The following is a 17,376-nucleotide window of genomic DNA, read 5'->3' on the forward strand; positions in this document are numbered from 1 at the left end:
TCCACGGCGGCGGGCCGCGTCCGGGTCGTGCGGTCGGGAGGGGTGCTGACGGACGGTGGTCGGCGCGTCGGGCCTGCGGGAGGCGGACGACGTGGTGCCGGGCGGCACCGTGACCCCGTCGTCCCCGTCGCCGGTGGCCGCCGCTGCGTCGCGGGACCGACCGGCCGGACTGGACGCGCTTCCAGTCCGGTTCCTGATGCTCTGACGTGCATCGCCCGGTGTCAAGGTCGGGCACCTGCTCATCACCCTCCCGGGCGGCGCCCGAACCGCCGATCGTGACCGGGAGCGCTGCCCGTCATGACGGGCCCGCGCGGGCGCGGGTGGTACCCTCGCGCCGACCAGCAGGCCGGGCGGGGGGCATCGATGACAGGGCGGACCGGACGGGCTCCGACCCTCGACGAGGTCGCCGAGCGTGCCGGTGTCTCGCGGTCGGCCGCGTCGCGCGTCATCAACAACGCGAACCACGTCAGCCCCGCCACGCGGCGCGCCGTCGAGCGCGCCGTGCGCGACCTGGGCTACGTGCCGAACGTGACCGCCCAGGCGCTCGCGCGCCAGAAGGTCGGCGCCGTGGTCCTCGCCGCGTCGCACGACAACGCCGAGCTGTTCGGCGACCCGTTCTTCGGTCAGGTCATCGTCGGCGTCACCTCGGCGCTCGAGAACACCGACCTCGACCTCAAGCTGCTGCTGTGCCACTCCGAGCGCGGGCACGACCGCGTGCGGCGCATGCTGCGGCGACCCCGCGCCGACGGCGTCATGGTCATGGCGCTGCGGGGCGACGACCCGCTGCAGCGCATGGTCGAGGAGTCGGGGCTGCCGGCCGTGTACGGCGGGCGTCCGCTGCACGGGCAGCCCTCGTGGTACGTCGACGTCGACAACCGCAGCGGCGGTCGCAGCGCGGCCGAGCACGCGGTGCGCCTCGGGCGGCGGCGGGTCGCGTCGATCGCGGGGCCCACCGACTCGCACGCCGCGGTCGCGCGTCAGGACGGCGTGGCCGACGCGCTGTCGGCCGCGCACCTGGACGCCGAGCTGGTCGAGCGCGCGGACTTCACGCGCGACGGCGGCGCCCGCGCGACGGAGCGGCTGCTGGCGCGCGAGCCCGGGCTCGACGCGGTCGTCGTCGCCTCCGACAACATGGCCGCCGGTGCGCTGCAGGTGCTCCAGCGGCACGGCCGCCGGGTCCCCGAGGACGTCGTGGTGGTCGGGTTCGACGACCTGCCCATCGCGCAGATGACGCAGCCCGCGCTGACCACCGTGCAGCAGCCGATCCGCGCGCTCGGGTACGAGATGGCGCGCCTGCTGCTGGCGGTGGTGGGAGGCGAGGAGGCGAGCCCGCTGCTGCTGCCGACGCGGCTCGTGGTGCGCGACTCGGCGCCGTCGGCCGCGGCGGCGTCGACGGTCTGACGTGCTGGCCGGTCTGACGCGCCGGCCGGTCTGACGTGCTGGCCCGGCTGACGTGCTTGCCCTGCTGACGCGCTGGCCCGGCGACGCGTCGAGCCGCCCCTCGGCGCAGCGCCGGGGTGCTGCGCGGACGGGCTGCGTCGACGCGGATGCTCAGCATGCTGAGGGATTTCGGCGTAGCCTCGTCGCCATGAGCGACACCGCGTCCGACCCGAGCGCCCGGGTCGACCCCACCCCCGCACCGACCGTCGGCCGCACCCCGGCCCGGGTGGTGGCGCTGGTGCTCCGCGCGCTCGTCGGCGTCGCGCTGCTCGGCGCGCCCGCGTGGGTCGCGGCCACCGCCGGGTCGGTCGTCGTGCACCAGCACGCGAGCCTCGGTGCGCTGCTCGTGTCGTCCGCCGCCGCGGGCGTGTGCGTGCTGGTGCGGGTCGCGGTGCTCGCCCGCCGGTCGCCGGCGTCGCGCCGCACGCGCAGTCGTCGCGCGCTCGTCGCGACGGGTGCCGTCCTCGGGTACCTGCTGCTCGCCGTCCTGGCCGTCGCGGGCGCGTGGCTGCGACCGTTCACCGCGACCGACGCGACGCTCGCGGCCCTGCGGTCCGACGCCGCGGTCGACGTGCGGGAGGCCCCCGGCTGGTACGCGTTCGTCCCGCAGGGCGCCGAGCCGACCACCGGGCTCGTCTACTCGCCGGGTGCGCGCGTCGACGTGCGCGCGACCGCCGCGGTGCTGCGCCCCCTCGCGGAGCAGGGCTACCTCGTCGTCGCGCTCAAGGAGCCGCTCGGCATCGCGCTGACGTCCCCCGCGCAGTCGGGTGCCGCGATCGCCGCGTTCCCCGACGTCGAGCGCTGGGCGGTGGGCGGCCACTCGCTCGGCGGCGTCGCGGCGGCCTCGTTCGCCGCCGCGCACGACGACGAGGTCGGCGGCCTGCTGCTGCACGCGTCCTACCCGCTGGGGGACATGAGCGACGCCGACCTGGTCGTCGCGTCGGTCTCCGGCTCGCGCGACGGGCTCACCACGCCCGCCGACGTCGACGCGTCCCGCGCGCACCTGCCCGCCGGCACCACGTTCACGCAGGTCGACGGGGCCTCGCACGCGTCGTTCGCCGACTACGGCGTCCAGCCCGGCGACGGCGAGCCGACCGTCCCGCGCGCGCAGGCCCAGGCCGCGATCGTGCGCGCGAGCCTCGACCTGCTGGGCGCGGTCGATCGCGGCTGACGCTGCTACCAGCCAACCAGACTTCGCCGAGGTAGGAAAGTGCGCCGGCAACGAAGAAATTGCTTGGCGCAAAGGCGTAGCGGCTACCCCGGATATACCGGCCGAATGTTGAGCGCCTTGTTGAAGAGTGGGCTGATTCTAATGGACTCAGCGGTCCGAATGTCTACACTCGGATCATCTGGAGACCCAGGTCTTGCCCCGCTGAAAGTTTGATCCCTGTGCACCACCTGCACGAAACCCACTTTCCAGAGTATTTCAAGTATGTGCTCCGGGTCCATCCCGTCTACCCATTGCGGCCGACGAGAGGGGTCGACCGCTGCGCCTACTGATATCTCCAGCAGTAGTTCAAGCATGGACTCTCTAGTCCATGTCGATCGAGTGCCGCGAAATGCTGAAAAGATGACGTCGAGGCCCGGGTGCTGCCATCGATATTCGGCAGCGAGGTCTCTTGCTCGCTCGGTCGAGAAGGCGATCTCCACGTCGCTGACTGTATCGTGCGAGATTGGCACTCGGCGTTTCGATGTGCGGGCGAGAGTAAGTGCCTCTGACGCGTAGATGATAAGCTCGCGTGGGCGGTAAAGGGATCGGTCAAGCATGTAGCGGAAGCTGTCGCGACGCTCGAACACCGCCGACCAGGCGCGGTTATCATCGGCTGGGCGCAATTCTGGAACGTAGTGACGAATGCGGGACAGGAGCACCGTTAAGAGGTCGGCCGAACTCCAAGATATGGTCTCGAAGAGATCTCGGTACTTTTGCGTGTCGTCATACAGTGCAGGGATGTTGTCGTACAGCTCCTGCCGAAGCGATACGAAAACCCGGAACTTTGGGCTAATTGTATTGAGCGCAGTGCATGCCTGGAATAATCCAGCGACGAAAGCCTTGGCGTCTTCGGAAGCGTCCCAGCCGCGATCAAGTTCGTCCACGAAGACGCTTACCTGTGTTCGTCGGCAAAGATTGGCCAGTGCTGGAATGAAGGGCTCAATCTCTTCCAGTTTGTATAGCCGAATCAACTCGCGAGATTTTACCCCTGCCTCGTACGGGCCCACCTTGATTCCCTCAAGGCGCTTCACGTACGAGATCAGTATATCGAGGGGGCGCTCGGCCACGTTCGAGTGGTTGGCGACGAGATACCGGAACATCTTCTTCTCGTCCGCGCTCCAGCGCTCCTTGTGCTTAGGGAGTTTGGCGATCTTTTTCATCACCAATACGAGAATCAAGTACTTCCAGGCGGCCGCATACGCTCCCGACTTTGCCCACGCTCCGTCGGACTCCTTTGCAAGCACCTCGTTCAACATCTGGTAGGAGTAGTCTTCAGGCGCGAGCTCTAGGACGACATTTCCAGCCATCTTTTCTCGCATCGCGACCATGCGAAAGATGGCACTCTTCCCTGCGCCCCGGTTGCCTAGCAGGAAGCGTTTGTCTCCGCTTGAGATACGGCCAAACGCGCCACTCTCGATAAAGTAACTGCGCAAGCCGTCGATGTCCCGTTCTGCGGAGGGTTTTCCAAATTGCAAGCGACTTAGATCCACCGGACCCCCTGGGATTCGAAGTTGACAACCGTCCTGCGAGGAAAGATACGCGTGAGGGGAGGTGAGCGTAGGGGGTTCGTGGGTGATAAATGCTTCGCGAGCGGCTGACGCTCACGCGTCCGCGTACGACTCCACGACCGACAGGTCGAGCGCGAACTCCACCGGGTAGTCCCCGAACAGCAGGCGCCCCGCCTCGTCGGCCGCGGCCCGGACGGCGTCCGCCGCCTCGTCGGCGTCGGCCGCGGGCGTGTGGACCACGACCTCGTCGTGCAGGAAGTACGCCAGGTGCGCGCGCCCGTCGCCGATGCCGCGCAGTCGGCGACGCAGCGACGCGAGCCAGCACAGCGCCCACTCCGCGGCCGTGCCCTGGACGACGAAGTTGCGCGTGAACCGGCCGTGCTCGCGCGCGGCGCGACGCACGTCGCGCACGTCCTCGGCGTCGGCGCCCTCGGCGCCCGCGGCCCCGAGCCGGTCGAGGAACCCGGCGCTCGCGGACGGGGACGTGCGGCCGAGCCACGTCGAGACGGGCTCGCCGCGCTCACCCGCGCGCGCCGCGTCCTCGACGAGCGCCACGGCCCGCGGGTACGCGCGCGTCAGCCGTGGCATGAGCATCGCGCTGGCCCCGGTGGTCGCGCCGTAGATCGCGCCGAGCAGCGCGTACTTCGCGTCGGTGCGGGTCGCGACGATCCCCGCGTCCGCGATGCCCTGGTAGAGGTCGCTCGCGCGTGCCGCGTCGGACATCGCACGGTCGCCCGACATCGCGGCCAGCACGCGCGGCTCGAGCTGCGCGGCGTCCGCGACCACCAGGCGCCACCCGGGGTCGGCGTGCGCGGCGCCCCGCAGCGACACCGGCAGCTGCAGCGCGCCGCCGCCGTCGGTCGCCCAGCGCCCGGTGACGACGCCACCCACCACGTACGTCGGCCGGAACCGGCCGTCGTGCACCCACGCGTCGAGCCACGCCCAGCCGTTCGCGCTCAGCAGCCGCGACAGCCGCTTGTACTCCAGCAGCGGCTCGACCACCGGGTGGTCGAGCTCGCGGACCTCCCACTTGCTGGTCGACGCGAGCGAGAACCCCTGGCGCCGCAGCGACGCCAGCAGGTGCGGCTGCGAATCGGGGTTGAGCCGCGGGTCGTCGAGCAGCGTGCGGACCGTCGCCGCGAGGTCCTCCAGGCGGCGCGGGCGACCACCACCCACCGGGCGCGGACCCATCATCCCGGTGAGGAGCGCGTCGTGCCGCGCGCGGTCCCACGGCAGGCCGTCGTGCTGCATCTCGGCCGCGACCAGCGCGCCGCCCGACTCGGCCGCGAGCAGCAGGCGCAGCCGGCCCGGTGCGCTCGAGCCCGCGACGGCGTCGAGCTGGTCGTGCAGCTCCGCGAGGAGGGTCGCGAGCTGGTCCGCGAGCTCGTCCGCGGGTGGGGTGAGGGCAGCCGCGTCGCCGGGCGCGTCGTCGGGGGGTGCGTCATCGGGGGGTGCGTCGCCGGACGCGCGGGACGGGGACGCGTCGTCGGCGGGCGCGGGGTCGTCGACGTCGGGGCCGTCCCCCTCCTCGTCGAGCTCGCGCAGCGCGTCGAGCAGGTCGGGCTCGTGCGGCGGCGGCTCGTCGGGCGGGGGTGCGTCGAACGGGCCGGGTGGTGCGGTCTGCAGCCGCGACCCGGCGGCCGCGGCGGCGTGCCGCAGGATCGTGTGGCACAGCCGCAGGTCGTGGCAGCGCTCGACGCGCACGTCCGCGCGCAGCAGCTCGGGGCACCAGCGGCGCGCGTCGTCCCACACCCACCGCGGGTGGTCGGCCGCCTCGACGGCGGCGACGGCGGCGACCCACGCGTCGGCCGCGACCGTGCGGCTGCCGGTCGGCCGGGCGTCCGCGTCGAGCGACGTCAGCGTCACGGTGCGCGCGGACGCGTCACGGGTGAGCAGCACGTACGCGGGCACGGCTCATCCTCGCGCGGACCACCCACACGGGCCGCGCCGGGTCGCCGCCGGTCGGGGCCGAGGTCGGCGCCCGTCGGCGCCGGGGGCCGGTCAGCGCGTGAGCGCCGCCAGCACCGCCGCGCCGGGGACCGCGAGGAGCGCGCCGTCGTCGTGCCCGTCGAGCGTCGCCACGAGGTCCGCCGTGTCGGGGTCGATGAGCAGCCGGACGGCGTCGTCGCCGCGCACGATCCCGGGGGTCCGCAGGGCCGCGGTCACCAGGTGGCACGGCCACTCCCGGCGCGTGACGCCGACGTCCTGCAGGAAGTGCACCACGAGGTGGTCGCCGTCGCGGTGCACGGTCGTCGCCACGGTGGCGGCGGTGTGCACCAGCACGCACTCCGCCGACGTCAGCACGGGTGTCGCCCCGGACTCGCGCATGGTTGCCGTCCTTCGGTGGTCGCCGTCGTGGTGGACCTGCCCCTGTCCGACCGCGGCGGTGGCCGGGTCGCGAGGGACGCTATCCGGGTCCGCCGACACAGGGGGGTGGCGGGGCGGGTGAGATACCTCGCGATCGGGTGACGTGCGCCGGCGCATGACCCGTGCGGCCCACGACCGGTGCGCATCGTGCGGAACGGCCGCGGCCGGACGCGGTGCGCATCGTGGGGAACGGCCGCGTGGAGGCGGCGATGCCGCGCACCGGCCCTGCCGCGTGGTGGATCCGACGGTTTCCGCACGGTAGGCGTCCTGCGTTAGCGTCGGCAGCAGCCAGGTCGTATCGATCCGAACGTCGAAGAGGACCCCGTGGACACGCTCCCGTACCAGGACCCGTCGCTGCCCATCCCGGACCGGGTCGCCGACCTGATCAGCCGCATGACCCTGCCCGAGAAGGCGGGTCAGATGCTGCAGCTCGACGCGCAGCCGGGCGTCGAGGACCTCGTGCTCGAGAAGCACGTCGGCTCGATCCTGCACGCGTCGCCGCAGCGCGTGCTCGAGGCGCTCGACGCGGTGGACCGCTCGCGTCTGCGGATCCCGCTGCTCGTCGCCGACGACGCGATCCACGGCTACTCGTTCTGGCGCGGTGCGACGATCTTCCCGACGCAGCTCGGCGCCGCGGCGTCGTTCGACCCGGCCGCCGCCGAGGCGATGGCGCGCGTGACGGCCGTCGAGGTCTCCGCCACGGGGCTGCACTGGACGTTCTCGCCGGTCGTCTGCCTCACGCGCGACCTGCGCTGGGGGCGCGTCAACGAGACGTTCGGCGAGGACCCGTTCCTGCTGGGCGAGCTCGCGTCCGCGATGGTGCGCGGCTACCAGGGCGACGGCCTCACCGACCCGACCGCGGTCCTCGCGTGCGCCAAGCACTTCGCGGGGTACTCCGAGACGCAGGGCGGGCGCGACGCGTCCGAGGCGGACATCTCGCGCCGCAAGCTGCGCTCGTGGTTCCTTCCCCCGTTCGAGCGGGTCGCGCGCGAGGGCGCGCGCACGTTCATGATCGGCTACCAGTCGACCGACGGCGTGCCGATCGTGATCAACGAGTGGCTCCTGCAGGACGTGCTGCGCGGCGAGTGGGGCTGGACGGGCACGCTCATCACCGACTGGGACAACGTCGGGCGCATGGTCTGGGAGCAGAAGATCGCGGTCGACCCCGAGGACGCCGCGGCCAAGGCCGTCGCCGCGGGCAACGACATGGTGATGACGACGCCGTCGTTCTTCGAGGGCGTGCAGAAGGCCGTCGCCAACGGGCGCGTGTCGGAGGCGCAGCTCGACGCGGCCGTCGCGCGCATCCTCACGGTGAAGTTCGAGCTCGGCCTGTTCGAGGACCCGCGCCGCCCCGACCCGGTCCGCCAGGCCGAGGTCATCGGGTCCGACGAGCACCAGGACATCAACCTGCACGTCACGCGCAAGTCGCTCGTGCTCCTGCAGAACTCGGGCGTGCTGCCGCTGGGCGGCGGGCTCGTCTCCGACCGCGACGGCCACGCGACCGCGCCCGACGGGTCGGCGCCCGCGCCGCTGCGGCTCGCGCTGGTCGGCCCCAACGCCGACGACGTCGACGCGCAGCTCGGCGACTGGGCGGGCCGCTCGGGTCAGGTCGACTGGATGCGCGAGGAGGGCCACCCGCGCGAGATGACCGAGACGGTCCTCGACGGCCTGCGCGGCCTGCTGCCCGAGACGTGGGAGCTCACGTACGCCAAGGGCGCCGAGATCGGCTGGCTCGGCCCCGACCCCGAGGGCGAGTTCCACCCCGACGGGCAGCCGCGCATGCCGATCATGCACGCGGCCGAGCCGGACGCGGCGATGATCGCCGAGGCCGTGGCCGCCGCCGAGGCGGCCGACCACGTCGTGGCCGTCGTCGGCGACACGATCGGCCTCATGGGGGAGACGCGCTCGACCGCGACGCTCGACCTCGTGGGCGGGCAGGTCGCGCTGCTCGACGCGCTCGCGGCCACCGGCACGCCCATGACCGTCGTCGTCATCGCGTCCAAGCCGCTCGTGCTGCCGGACTCTGCGCTGGCCGCCGACGCGATCGTGTGGGCCGCGAACCCCGGCATGCGCGGCGGGCGCGCGATCGCCGAGCTGCTGCTCGGCACGATCGACCCGGCCGGCCGCCTGCCCGTGACGTTCCCGCGGCACGTCGGCCAGCAGCCGGTCTACTACAACCAGCTGCGCGGCCAGCACGGCAACCGGTACGCCGACCTCACGCAGGACCCGGCGTTCGCGTTCGGCGAGGGGCTGTCGTACTCGACGGTCGAGTACTCCGACCTCACGGTCGCGGAGCCGGTGCTGGGCCGGGGCGACGTCGTGCGCGCCCAGGTCACGGTGACGAACACGGGCACGCGTCCGTCGCACGAGGTCGTGCAGGTGTACGTGAGCGACCTCGTGACGTCGCTGACGTGGGCGGACAAGGAGTTCAAGGCGTACCGCCACGTCGACGTCGCACCGGGCGAGTCGGTCGTCGTCGACGTCGAGCTGCCGGTCGCGGACTGCACGATCGTCGACGCGCAGGGTACGCGGGTCGTGGAGCCGGGCGACTTCGAGCTGCTGGTCGGCCGGTCGTCGCGCGACCGCGACCTGCTGCGCGCGGGGTTCACGGTCACGGCCTGACGGACGTCGTCGAAGGGCCGGGGTGGCGGGTGTCGCCCCGGCCCTTCGTGCGTCCCGCGACCTGTCTCTTGCCATGGCGGAAAGTGAGTCATAGTCTTTCCGTCATGGAAACTGAACCGGATCTCGCCGACGCCCATCGCGCTGCCGCCGCGCTCGCCGAGCTCGCCTCCGACCGTGCGGGCATCGTGGAGCGCGTCGCGCTGCCCGGGTGGTACGTGGCCGGTGCGTCCACCCTCACCGCGGTGTTCGTCGCTGGCCCGGCGCTCGGCGACGACCGGTCTGGTCTGCTCGCGATGCTCGCGCTCGTTCCCATCGTCCTTGCTGCCGTGCGTGACCGCCGTCGGCGCGTGCGCCCGCCCAAGGCCGGCGGCATCGCCTGGGGCTGGGTCCTGGTGCTCCTCGCGGTCGTCCTGCTGCTGCTCAGCGTCTCGTTCGGGCTCGTCGCGGGCGGGCTCGCGCCCTGGGTCGTGCTCCCTGCACTCGCCGCCGGCGGAGCGACCTTCGCCATCGCGCGCCGCATCGACGCCCAGGTTCGGCGGCAGGTCGCCCGTGTCCGCTGACACACGGACGCGCGGTGCGCAGTTCGACGACGTCATTCACGCGCCCGTCCGCCTGCGCGTCTGCGGCCTGCTCGCCGCGGCCGAGGAGGTCGAGTTCTCGGTGGTGCGCGACGCCGTCGACGTGTCCGACGCGACGCTGTCCAAGCACGTCAAGGTCCTCGTGGACGCCGGCTACGCGGCCGTGCGCAAGGCGCCGTCGTCCGTCCGGACCGACGCGCGCCTGCTCACGTGGTTGCGCCTGACCCCCGCCGGGCGGCGCGCGTTCTCGGCGCACGTCGCCGCGCTGCGCGCGATCGCCCAGGGCCTCGCTCCCTGACCCCGCGACTCCCCGTCCCCACCCCTCTCCCGTGAGAGGTCGATCCAGTCCACCCCTTCGTCCGTGAGAGGTCGATCCAGTCCACCTACCTCGTCCGTGAGAGGACGATCCAGTCCACCGACCTCGTCCGTGAGAGGTCGATCCAGCCCGTGCGATGGGGGGCGGTCGGGTCGGTCGCCGCGCGGGCCGGTGACCAGCCGTCGACGGTTCGGCGACGAGTCGTCGAACCTTCGCGGACGACCGGACGACCCGGACCGCACCCGGCCGGCGGGCGCACCACGATGACCCGGTGACCGCCCCCTCCGCCCCACCCGCCCACCGTGTCCTCTCGTCCAGCGGGCGGTCCGTGCCGTCCGCCGTCGGAGCGCAGCCGCGGGGGCTGCGATGACCGCGGCCCCCGCCGAGGTCGCGGGACCGGCGGCGCCCGCGGCGCCCGTCGTCCCGCGCCACCTCGGCCAGGTCGCGGTGCCCGTGCGGACGGTGCGCGCGGTCGACCGCGTCGCCGACGTCGAGATCCTGTTCCGCGCGCCCGCGTGCCAGGTCGTCGTCGTGCGCGACGACGGCACGGGGCGAGCGGGTCTGCTCACACGGCACCGCTTCACCGAGGTCATGACGGGGCGCCTCGGCTACGGCCGTGCGGTGCTCGCCCGGCGCCTCGTGGGGGAGGTCGCCGACTGGTCGCCGCTCGTGCTCGACGCGTCGACCAGCGTGGTCGACGCCGCGCGCGCCGCGATGGCCCGCGACGCCGCGGTCCGGCACGACGACGTGCTCGTGCCGGGCCCGTCGTGGTCCGCGGCGAGCACGGCCGACCTCGTGCAGGCCCTCACCGCGGCCGTCGCCGACCGCTCGGCCCGCGATCCGCTCACGGGCACGCTGAGCCGCGCGCACCTCGTCGCGACCACCGCGCGCTGGGCGTCGCAGGCGCTGCCCGGTACGCAGCGCCGGCTGCTGCTCGCGGCGGTCGACGTGGTGCGCATGGACGACGTCAACGCCGCCCACGGCCTCGACGCGGGCGACGCGCTGCTCCGCGCGCTCGCCGAGCGCGTGACGGCCGCCGTGCCGGGCGGCGGTGTCGTCGCGCGGCTCGACGGCGACGCGTTCGCCGCGCTCGTGCTGCTGCCCGCGGTCCACGAGGACCGCGCGCTCGAGGTCGTCGCGTCGTTGCGGCAGCGGCTGCACGACGCGTGCGCGGGCCTCGGCGTCGACGTGCGCGTGGCGGTCACCGCGTCGGTCGCGGGCTGGGCCGACGCGGGGCTGCTGCTCCTGGAGGTCGAGCGTGAGCTGCGCTCGTCCCGCACGCGCGGCACCCCGACGGCGTCGACCCCGTCGGACGCCACGCGCGCCACGCTCCCCACCCGCCACTGACCCCGCTCGCGAGAGGTCGATCCGGTCCGCCAGGTCGGCCGGCGCAGCCCCTCTGTCCGTGAGAGGGCGATCCAGTCCGCCAGGTTCGGGCTGCTGACGATCCTGCTGCCCGTGAGAGGACGATCCAGGTCTGCGTGCGGCTCGTGGCACGGCCCTGCCGGCGGCGGTGAACGTGACTCGATCGCACTCTCGCGGTGGTCGCGCACGGGTCGCGCGGCGCACGCCCCTCTGCTCGTGAGAGTGCGATCCAGTCCTGCGTGCGCGTCGTACGACCGCCCGCCCGGCTGCGGTGGACGAGACTCGATCGCACTCTCGCGGTGGGGGTGGGCGGTGGTCGCGCACGGGTCGCGCGGCGCACGCCCCTCTGCTCGTCGGAGTGCGATCCAGTCCTGCGTGCGCGTCGTACGACCGCCCGCCCGGCTGCGGTGGACGAGACTCGATCGCGCTCTCGCGGCGGGGGTGGGTGGTGGTGAGCGCGCGTCAGCGGCTCGGGCGGTTGCCGAACGCCTCGGGGACGGCCTCGGCCAGCGCGCGCGTGTCCGGGTGCTGCGGGTCGCGCAGCACGTCGCGCAGCGGCCCGGACTCCACGATCGTGCCCTCGGCGAGCACGAGCACGTGCGTCGTGAGGCGCTCGAGCAGCCGCACGTCGTGCGACGCGACGAGCAGGCCGACGCCGTCGGCGCGCACCAGGTCGCGGATGTCGCCCGCGATCTCCTCGCGCATCGCCGGGTCGACCGCGGTCAGCGGCTCGTCGAGCAGCAGCAGGTCGGGGCGCGCGGCCAGTGCGCGGGCGATCGCGACGCGCTGCCGCTCGCCGCCCGAGAGCGTGCCGACGCGCCGCGTGACGAACCGGATGGGCATCCCGACGACGCCGAGCGCCGCCTCGACGTCGTTGCTCGTGGTGCGGCCGGCCTTGCGGGCCTCGGTGAAAGCGTCCTGGATCGTCTGCTCGACCGTGCGCTGCACGTCGATGCCCGCCAGGCCGTTCTGGTGCACGGTGCGCAGCCGAGCCTTGATCTCCTTGCGGCGACGCATCGGCGTCTTGCCGACCGGGATGCCGTCGAGCGTCACCTGGCCCTGCGCCGCACGCATGCCGCCGCCGAGGATCTCGACGAGCGTCGACTTGCCCACGCCGGAGTGGCCCAGCAGCCCGACCGCGTCGCCCGGGCGCAGCGTCAGGTCGACACCGGCGAGGACGGGCGGCCCGCCGTAGCCGGCCCAGACGTCGGTGGCCTCGAGGACTGCGCGGGTGGTGCTCATGCGTGCTGCTCGTCTCGTCTCGTCGTCGGTGCCGCCGCGGGCACCCCTGCTGGTCCCAACGTACGGGCCGCGCCGGGAGATCCCATGATCGGCGGCGCGTCGGGCAGGGGTCGGGGCCGGCTCGGGCGCAGGTCGCCGGTCCTGGGCGCGACGGCGTCAGCCGCGCGGGCGGTACGGGCCGGTGCTGCCGCGCACCACGAGCTCGGTGGGCACGGACTCGAAGCTGCCCTCGCGGCGCCCGGACTCGATGGCCTCGAAGAGCTTGAGGACGGCCACGCGGCCGGACTCGTCGAACCGCTGGCGGACGGTCGTGAGCGGGGGCCACAGCCACCCGGACTCGTCGATGTCGTCGAACCCGACGACGGACACGTCGTCCGGCACGCGCCGACCGGCCTCGTGCAGCGCGCGCAGCAGGCCGACGGCCATCTGGTCGTTGGCGCTGAACACCGCGCTCACGGCGGGGTCGGCCGCGAGCGTGCGCCCGGCCTCGTACCCGGACGCCGCGCTCCAGTCGCCGCGCACGACGGGCGGCACGTCGCGGCCCGCGGCGCGCAGCAGCCGCTCCCACTCGGCCTCGCGCTCGGCCGCGGAGTGCGACGTGGTCGGGCCGCCGACCATGTGGACGGTGGGGTGCCCCAGGTCGAGCAGGTGCTCGACGGCCTGGCGCGCGCCGCCGCGCTGGTCGGCGTCGACCGCGGGCCGGTCGCCGGGTGCGGCGGAGTCGAGGATGACGACGGGCGTCGCGGACGGGATCTGCGTCGAGTTCTCGAGGTGGATGTGCTCGTCGCGGATGACGAGGATGCCGTCGACCGACTTCTCGTCGAGGTGCGTGAACGCCGTGCTGATGTCGGACTCGCTGGTCGAGCGCACGGGGTTGAGGACGATCGAGTAGCCGCGGTGCGCGGCGGCCTCGGCGAGCGCGTCGATCGAGCGCGTGTTCCCGTACGAGGCGAGGTCGTAGACGATGACGCCGATGGTGCGGAACGACCCGCGTCGCAGCGCGCGGGCGGCGCTGTTGGGGCGGTATCCGAGGCTGTCCATCGCGGCGAGCACGGCGTCGCGCGTGCCGGCGGCGACCTTGGGGCTGCCGTTGGTCACGCGCGACACGGTCTGGGTCGACACGCCGGCGAGGCGCGCGACGTCGATGAGGGACACGCCCCGGCCGTCCGCGGCGGGTGGCTGGGTCGTCATCGTTGCTCTCCGGTCGCTGCTGGCGTCGTGGGGGACCGTACCGCGACGCCGGTCGGCAGCTCTGCCGGGGGTCCGGATCGCGGTCCGATCACGGTTCGATCACGTCGGTTGACGGGGCTCGATGAGGCCATGTTAACGTCAACACATCCGATGTCGACGTTAACACCGTCGACGGGTGGCCGACACAGGAGTCGGCAGCCGAAGGGAGACGACGATGTCCGTGGCGGCAGCACCGCCCCCGGCGCTCGCGGAGACAGCCCCGCGCCGCCGGACCCAGCGCTCGTTCACGGGCCTGTTCTTCACCGCGCCGTTCCTCGCGGTGTTCGCGTTCGTGTTCGTCACGCCGGTCCTCTACGCGCTGTACCTCAGCTTCTTCCGCGACCGGCTCGTCGGCGGGCGCTCCTTCGTGGGCGTCGAGAACTACGTCCAGGTCTTCGGCGACGCGAAGTTCTGGGAGGGCGCCGGACGCGTCGGGCTGTTCCTCGCCGTCCAGGTGCCCGTCATGCTCGCGCTCGCGCTCGTCGCCGCCCTCGCGATCGACAGCGCACGCCTGTACGGCACCGGCTTCTTCCGCATCGCGATCTTCCTGCCCTACGCCGTGCCCGGCGTCGTCGCCGTGCTCATGTGGGGCTTCATGTACGGCGACCGGTTCGGCCTCGCCGGCAACATCAACGACCTGCTCGGCAGCCAGGTGCTCGCGCCCCTGACGCCCCAGTGGATCCTGCTCGCGATCGGCAACATCGTGACCTGGCAGTTCGTGGGCTACAACATGCTGATCTTCTACTCGTCGCTCAAGACGATCCCCACCGAGCTGTACGAGGCCGCCGCGATCGACGGCGCGGGCCCCCTGCGCATCGTCCGGGCCATCAAGATCCCCGCCCTGCGCGGCGCGATCGTCATCGCCACGATCTTCTCGATCATCGGCTCGATGCAGCTCTTCAACGAGCCGAACATCCTGCGCACGATCGTCCCGAACGTGATCTCGACCTTCTACACGCCCAACATGTACGCCTACAACCTGTCGTTCGTCGGGCAGCAGGTCACCTACGCCGCGACCGTCGCGATCGTCATGGGCGTGATCACGGGCGTGATCGCCTACGTCGTGCAGCTGCGCGGGCAGCGGGAGGCCACGCGATGACCGCCACCACGACCCCGCGCCTGCGCCGCGCCGCGGCCCCGCGGCTCGACACCCGCGCCGACCGTCCCGTGCGCCGCTCGCCGGGCCTGACGATCGCGATGACGCTGTTCCTCGTCTACTCGCTCGTGCCGCTCGCGTGGCTCGTCATCAACGCGACCAAGACGCAGCCGGGCCTGCTCGACTCGTTCGGCCTGTGGTTCGCCGACGACTTCGCGCTGGTCGACAACGTCCGGCAGGTGCTGACCTACAACGACGGCATCTTCGTGCGCTGGTTCGCCAACACGCTGCTGTACGTCGTGCTCGGCGCCGGGGGAGCGACGGTCCTGGCGACCTTCGCCGGCTACGGCCTGGCCAAGTTCGACTTCCCCGGCAAGCGCGCGGTGTTCGCGGTCGTGCTCGGGTCCATCGCGATCCCCGGCACCGCGCTCGCGGTCCCGACGTTCCTCATGTTCTCCGAGCTGGGCCTGACCAACACGATCTGGGCGATCATCATCCCGTCGCTCATCTCGCCGTTCGGGCTGTACCTCGTGTGGATCTTCGCGCAGGACTCCGTGCCCACCGAGGTGCTCGAGGCGGCCCGCGTCGACGGCGCGAGCGAGCTGCGCACGTTCCTCACGATCGCGCTGCGGATGATGGTGCCGGGCATCGTCACCGTGCTGCTGTTCGCGGTCGTCGCGACGTGGAACAACTACTTCCTGCCGCTGATCATGCTCAACGACCCCGCGCTGTTCCCGCTGACCATCGGTCTGCAGAACTGGAACGCGCAGGCGGTCGGGGTCGGCTCGACGCCGATCTTCCACCTGGTCATCACCGGGTCGGTGCTGACGATCCTGCCGATCGTCGTCGCCTTCCTCCTCCTGCAGCGCTACTGGCAGTCCGGCCTCACCGCCGGGAGCGTCAAGGCGTGACGAGCGTCCCGGGCGCGGGAGTGCGCCCGGGCACCCCACCCCCCCCGGCCCGTCGGGCCCACACGATGAAGTGGAAGGACACCCCATGGATGCACGGACCCACCGGCGGCCCCGCGCGGTGCTCGCCGCGGTCGCGCTCGTCGCGACGCTCGGTCTGACGGCCTGCTCGGGCGGCGACGACGGCGGCAGCGGGGGCGGCAGCGGAGGCGGCGACGCCTCGGCCGACGCGGTCGACGCGGCCCTCGAGAAGGGCGGCGAGATCACGTACTGGACGTGGACGCCGTCCGCCGAGGCGCAGGTCGCCGCGTTCGAGGACGCGTACCCGAACGTCAAGGTCAAGCTCGTCGACACCGCGGCGGCCGCCGACCACAACCTGCGCCTGCAGAACGCGATCACCGCCGGCAGCGGCGCGCCCGACGTCGCGCAGCTCGAGTACCAGTCGCTGCCGCAGTTCGTGCTGCCCGGCAGCCTCGTCGACCTCACCGAGTACGGGTTCGCGGACCTGGAGGACAAGTACACGGCCTCGACGTGGGGGTCGGTGACCATCCAGGACGGCATCTGGGGCCTGCCGCAGGACTCGGGCCCGATGGCGCTGTTCTACAACAAGCGCGTCTTCGACGAGAACGGCATCACGGTCCCGACGACGTGGGACGAGTACGTCGAGGCGGGTCGCAAGCTGCACGCCGCGGACCCGACGAAGTTCATCACCAACGACGCCGGCGGCGACGCGGGCTTCGGCACCTCGATGATCTGGCAGGCCGGCGGTCGGCCCTTCCAGGTCGAGGGCGAGAAGGTGACGATCGACCTGCAGGACGAGGGCGCGCAGCGCTGGGCCGACACGTGGGACCAGCTCGTGCAGGAGGAGCTCGTCTCGGAGATCTCCGGCTGGAGCGACGAGTGGTTCGCCGCGCTGGCCGACGGCTCGATCGCGTCGCTGCCCATCGGCGCCTGGATGCCGGGCGTGCTGGAGTCCGGCGCCGCGGGCGGGTCGGGCGACTGGGCCGTCGCGCCCATGCCGACGTACGACGGCGGTGAGGCCGTCACGGCCGAGAACGGCGGCTCGGCGCAGGTCGTGCTCGAGCAGTCGAAGAACAAGGCGCTCGCGGCCGGGTTCCTGCGCTGGCTGAACTCCTCGCAGGACTCGATCGACGTCTTCCTGGAGTCCGGCGGCTTCCCCGCCACGGTCGCGGACCTCGAGTCCGACGACTTCCTCAACCAGGAGTCGGAGTACTTCGGCGGGCAGCAGATCAACAAGGTGCTCGTCGACGCCGCGAACTCGGTCGGCAAGGGCTGGCAGTACCTGCCGTGGCAGGCCTACGCCAACAGCATCTACTCCGACACGGTCGGCCAGTCGTACCTCAACCGCGCCGACATCAACGACGGCCTCAAGGCGTGGCAGGAGCAGAACGTCACGTACGGCCAGGAGCAGGGCTACACGGTCGAGGCGGGCTGACCCGCCGGGTGCGCCCGGCCGGCACGCCCTCGGCCGGC

Annotated in this window: 14 protein-coding genes; 9 read left to right on the forward strand and 5 right to left on the reverse strand. The window is 72.7% G+C overall.

Annotation, left to right across the window (positions count from 1 at the left end):
- Positions 1–363: 363 nt before the first annotated feature.
- Both ATM99_RS07035 and ATM99_RS07040 read left to right on the forward strand, forming a co-directional pair.
- Positions 364–1,401, forward strand: a complete 1,038-nt coding sequence (locus ATM99_RS07035) for a LacI family DNA-binding transcriptional regulator (protein ID WP_062102208.1) — start codon at positions 364–366, stop codon at positions 1,399–1,401.
- A gap of 187 nt (positions 1,402–1,588) precedes the next feature.
- Positions 1,589–2,611, forward strand: coding sequence for an alpha/beta hydrolase (locus ATM99_RS07040; protein WP_062102209.1), 1,023 nt, complete (start codon positions 1,589–1,591; stop codon positions 2,609–2,611).
- Between the two features lie 83 nt (positions 2,612–2,694).
- Here ATM99_RS07040 and ATM99_RS18885 read toward each other — a convergent pair whose 3' ends face one another.
- The 3 genes from ATM99_RS18885 to ATM99_RS07055 all read right to left on the reverse strand — a co-directional run bounded on the left by ATM99_RS18885 (position 2,695) and on the right by ATM99_RS07055 (position 6,486).
- Entirely contained in the window at positions 2,695–4,140 is a 1,446-nt protein-coding gene (locus ATM99_RS18885; protein WP_369798018.1) for a P-loop ATPase, Sll1717 family, read from the reverse strand.
- 111 nt (positions 4,141–4,251) lie between these two features.
- Positions 4,252–6,069 (reverse strand): bifunctional 3'-5' exonuclease/DNA polymerase, encoded by a 1,818-nt coding sequence (locus ATM99_RS07050; protein ID WP_062102211.1) that lies wholly within the window; start codon positions 6,067–6,069, stop codon positions 4,252–4,254.
- Between the two features lie 90 nt (positions 6,070–6,159).
- The gene (locus ATM99_RS07055) at positions 6,160–6,486 is read right to left on the reverse strand and encodes a hypothetical protein (protein WP_062102212.1); all 327 of its coding nucleotides are present in this window, start codon (positions 6,484–6,486) and stop codon (positions 6,160–6,162) included.
- Positions 6,487–6,849: 363 nt separating this feature from the next.
- Here ATM99_RS07055 and ATM99_RS07060 point away from each other — a divergent pair, with 363 nt between their 5' ends.
- From ATM99_RS07060 to ATM99_RS19680, 4 genes are all read left to right on the forward strand, one after another.
- Entirely contained in the window at positions 6,850–9,147 is a 2,298-nt protein-coding gene (locus ATM99_RS07060) for a glycoside hydrolase family 3 N-terminal domain-containing protein (RefSeq protein WP_062102213.1), read from the forward strand.
- A 104-nt stretch (positions 9,148–9,251) separates the two neighbouring features.
- Positions 9,252–9,707 (forward strand): hypothetical protein, encoded by a 456-nt coding sequence (locus ATM99_RS07065; protein WP_150118183.1) that lies wholly within the window; start codon positions 9,252–9,254, stop codon positions 9,705–9,707.
- Complete coding sequence (locus tag ATM99_RS07070) at positions 9,697–10,023, forward strand: transcriptional regulator (protein ID WP_062102215.1); 327 nt, start codon at positions 9,697–9,699, stop codon at positions 10,021–10,023. The genes ATM99_RS07065 and ATM99_RS07070 overlap by 11 nt, the downstream gene beginning before the upstream one ends.
- A gap of 384 nt (positions 10,024–10,407) precedes the next feature.
- On the forward strand, positions 10,408–11,388 hold the full coding sequence (locus ATM99_RS19680; RefSeq protein WP_062102216.1) for a diguanylate cyclase: 981 nt from the start codon (positions 10,408–10,410) through the stop codon (positions 11,386–11,388).
- 480 nt (positions 11,389–11,868) lie between these two features.
- Here the strand turns inward: ATM99_RS19680 and ATM99_RS07080 are convergent, their stop codons facing one another.
- Both ATM99_RS07080 and ATM99_RS07085 read right to left on the reverse strand, forming a co-directional pair.
- Positions 11,869–12,648: an ATP-binding cassette domain-containing protein gene (locus ATM99_RS07080; protein WP_062102217.1), complete on the reverse strand. Its 780-nt coding sequence runs from the start codon at positions 12,646–12,648 to the stop codon at positions 11,869–11,871.
- Between the two features lie 156 nt (positions 12,649–12,804).
- Positions 12,805–13,839 carry a LacI family DNA-binding transcriptional regulator gene (locus tag ATM99_RS07085; RefSeq protein ID WP_062102218.1) on the reverse strand — a complete coding sequence of 345 codons (1,035 nt, stop codon included), beginning with the start codon at positions 13,837–13,839 and terminating at the stop codon, positions 12,805–12,807.
- 214 nt (positions 13,840–14,053) lie between these two features.
- On the opposite strand from ATM99_RS07085, the gene ATM99_RS07090 reads away from it, so the two are divergent.
- The 3 genes from ATM99_RS07090 (at position 14,054) to ATM99_RS07100 (ending at position 17,338) form a co-directional block, all read left to right on the forward strand.
- On the forward strand, positions 14,054–14,977 hold the full coding sequence (locus ATM99_RS07090; protein ID WP_062102219.1) for a carbohydrate ABC transporter permease: 924 nt from the start codon (positions 14,054–14,056) through the stop codon (positions 14,975–14,977).
- Positions 14,974–15,885, forward strand: coding sequence for a carbohydrate ABC transporter permease (locus ATM99_RS07095; protein WP_062102220.1), 912 nt, complete (start codon positions 14,974–14,976; stop codon positions 15,883–15,885). Before ATM99_RS07090 ends, ATM99_RS07095 begins: the two co-directional genes overlap by 4 nt.
- 85 nt (positions 15,886–15,970) lie before the next feature.
- The gene (locus ATM99_RS07100; protein ID WP_062102221.1) at positions 15,971–17,338 is read left to right on the forward strand and encodes a sugar ABC transporter substrate-binding protein; all 1,368 of its coding nucleotides are present in this window, start codon (positions 15,971–15,973) and stop codon (positions 17,336–17,338) included.
- The last annotated feature ends 38 nt before the right edge of the window (positions 17,339–17,376 follow it).

It is taken from the genome of Cellulomonas sp. B6, from assembly GCF_001462455.1.
Classification (GTDB): domain Bacteria; phylum Actinomycetota; class Actinomycetes; order Actinomycetales; family Cellulomonadaceae; genus Cellulomonas.